Genomic DNA, 2,951 nt, shown 5'->3' with positions numbered 1-2,951 from the left:
ACAGCATTGGCAACACGGTCGTAGTGGTTCTGTYMMCGTACACGTTTTAGGTTTTTGTATGCCTTGAATGAATTTTTCGGCTTTCCTTAGGTATTATCCCAGAAATCGGGTCTTAGGGTTATTTCGGTTTCTTTTTCTATTTCAGCTTTTTTGACATCGATGTCAAAGATGCCTCCTCAGGGACATTACACGATCCCTCAAGTCTTGAATCTGTTCTTTCGTCATACACCAAAATTAGCAAGTATGGTGGTAAATAAAAAATTAAGCATATTTATCTATATTTGATTTTATTTCTAAAAAGACAAAATATGTTGCCAAATATAGATTTTACTTCTACCGAAGCGTATAGAAAGCTGGTAGCACGCTATGAGATATTAAAAGACAAAAATATAAAAGACCTTTTTCAGGAAGACCCTTACCGTTTCGAGAAATATTCCGTTCTGCTGGATGATTTGCTATTCGATTACTCGAAGAACAGGTTGGACGAAGAGACTTTTTCCTTACTTATACAGCTGGCGCAGGAATGCCGTTTGGAAGAGGCTATCGACGCCATGTTTTCTGGAAAGAAAATCAATGTGACAGAAGGGAGACCTGTGTTGCATACCGCTTTACGCAACCAGGCTTCACACCCTATCTATGTGGATGGGGAAGATGTGATGCCGAAGGTACGCAAAGTGTTGGCTCATATGAAAGATTTTGTGGGCCGCATTTTATCCGGAGAATGGAAAGGTTACAAAGGGGATACCATCACCGATGTAGTGAATATCGGTATTGGTGGTTCTGACCTAGGACCGGTAATGGTTACTGAGGCGTTGAAACCTTACAAGACCCATCTTAACGTGCATTTCGTTTCCAATGTGGATGGCACTCATATAGCCGAAACATTGAAGAAGGTAAACCCTGCTACGACCTTGTTTCTTATAGCTTCGAAGACTTTTACCACCCAAGAAACTATGGCCAATGCCCATACGGCAAAGGCTTGGTTCTTACAAAGTGGCGCAACCGAACAGGATGTGGCCAAACACTTCGTGGCTTTAAGTACCAACGAGAAGGGAGTGGCCGCTTTCGGTATCGACACTAAGAATATGTTCGAATTCTGGGATTGGGTAGGAGGGCGTTACTCCTTATGGTCGGCCATAGGTCTTTCCATAGCGTTGGGGATAGGTTTTGACAATTTTGAGGAGCTTCTGAAAGGAGCCTACGAAGCGGATGTACACTTCAGGCATACGACATTCGAAAAAAATATTCCTGTGATAATGGCAGTATTAGGCGTTTGGTACAACAATTTCTTTGGAGCTGAAAGTCATGCTATATTGCCTTACGACCAATATCTTCACCGTTTTGCGGCTTATTTCCAACAAGGAGATATGGAGAGCAACGGCAAATATGTGGACAGGAATGGCAACCGTGTTAACTACCAAACAGGACCTATTATCTGGGGAGAGCCAGGGACAAATGGCCAACATGCCTTCTATCAGCTGATACATCAGGGAACAAAACTTATTCCTTGTGATTTCATAGCGCCGGCGGTATCCCACAACGCCATAGGAAACCATCATCAGCTACTGCTATCCAACTTTTTCGCACAGACAGAGGCTCTGATGAATGGAAAGACAGAGGAAGAAGTGGTCAATGAGTTGAAGCAGGCCGGTAAGTCGGAGGAAGAAATAGAAAAGATTAAAGCATATAAAATTTTTGAAGGTAACAGACCGACAAACTCCTTCCTGCTCAAGAAAATCACACCAAAGACATTAGGAATGCTTATCGCTTTATATGAACACAAAATCTTCGTGCAAGGTGTTATCTGGAATATTTACAGCTTCGACCAATGGGGAGTGGAGTTGGGTAAGCAGCTTGCCAATAAGATATTACCGGAATTAGACAACGAAGAGGTGGTGCTAAGTCATGATAGCTCTACTAATGGTCTTATCAACCAGTACAAAGCTTGGCGATAATCGATGAAGATAAAATATATATCAAAAAAGGCTTATTCTTTTGAATAAGCTTTTTTGATGAAAGTATTATTAGTTTAAGCCTCTTTTCTTCATCAAGTGGATAGGATCTGGGTCTTTACCGCGGAAAGCTCGGTATAATTCTGCCGGATTTACTGTTCCTCCTTTTTCCAAGATATTTTTGCGGAAAGAAGCTGCTGTAACCTCATCGAAAAGTCCTTTTGCTTTGAATGCGGCATAGGCATCTGAATCCAATACTTCTGCCCAGATATAAGCATAATATCCTGCAGAGTAACCTCCTGAGAAGATATGTTGGAAATAGGTGCTTCTATAACGAGGGATAATGGCGTCTATCAAACCAATTTTGTCCATGGCAGCCTTTTCAAAGGTGTTGACATCTCCTGTAATCGGAGTTTTGATAGCATGATAAGCCATATCCAATAGTGATGCAGCAAGATATTCTGTTGTGGCAAAACCTTGGTCGAAGGTTCCTGCTTTTTCCATTTTAGCAATCAAAGAATCTGGAATAGCTTCTCCTGTTTTATAGTGTTTGGCATAGGTTTTCAGCACTTCAGGATCTGCTGCCCAATTTTCCATGATCTGTGAAGGAAGCTCAACGAAATCGCGCGATACTGATGTTCCGGCCAATGATCTGTATTTTACATTAGACATCAAGCCGTGAAGGGCGTGGCCAAATTCGTGGAATAGGGTTGTAGCCTCATCGAAGGTCAACAGTGCCGGCTGGTCACCAACAGGTTTGGTGAAGTTGCACACAATAGAAATTACAGGAGCTACGCGTTTGCCTTCCTTCATATATTGACTTCTGTAAGATGTCATCCATGCACCGCCACGTTTTGATTCACGTGGGAAAAAGTCGGCATACAATAATCCTAGATGAGAACCGTCTTTATCTTTAACTTCATATACCTCAACCTCTTCATGGTAGGTAGGGACATTGTTCAAGGCTACAAAAGTAATCCCGTAAAGTTTTGTCGTCTG

2 protein-coding genes and 1 pseudogene are annotated in these 2,951 nt (G+C 42.0%); 1 reads left to right on the top strand and 2 read right to left on the bottom strand.

All coding sequences use genetic code 11. From position 1 onward, the window contains the following. Nucleotides 1-70: 70 nt before the first annotated feature. Nucleotides 71-225: pseudogene (gene prfB, locus SD31_RS17520) on the bottom strand (peptide chain release factor 2); the annotation flags it as partial. A gap of 83 nt (nucleotides 226-308) precedes the next feature. Between prfB and pgi the strand changes: the two are divergent. Further along, nucleotides 309-1,955: a glucose-6-phosphate isomerase gene (gene pgi, locus SD31_RS11105; RefSeq protein WP_039054167.1), complete on the top strand. Its 1,647-nt coding sequence runs from the start codon at nucleotides 309-311 to the stop codon at nucleotides 1,953-1,955. A 69-nt stretch (nucleotides 1,956-2,024) separates the two neighbouring features. Here pgi and SD31_RS11100 read toward each other — a convergent pair. Further along, nucleotides 2,025-2,951: M3 family metallopeptidase (locus SD31_RS11100; RefSeq protein WP_039054166.1), on the bottom strand; the 927-nt coding region annotated here is incomplete at its 5' end.

The sequence above is a fragment of the Sphingobacterium sp. T2 genome, from assembly GCF_000814685.1.
Lineage (GTDB): Bacteria > Bacteroidota > Bacteroidia > Sphingobacteriales > Sphingobacteriaceae > Sphingobacterium > Sphingobacterium thermophilum.
The sequence above is the reverse complement of the archived record's forward strand: the minus strand, read 5'-3'. Positions and strand labels throughout refer to the sequence as shown.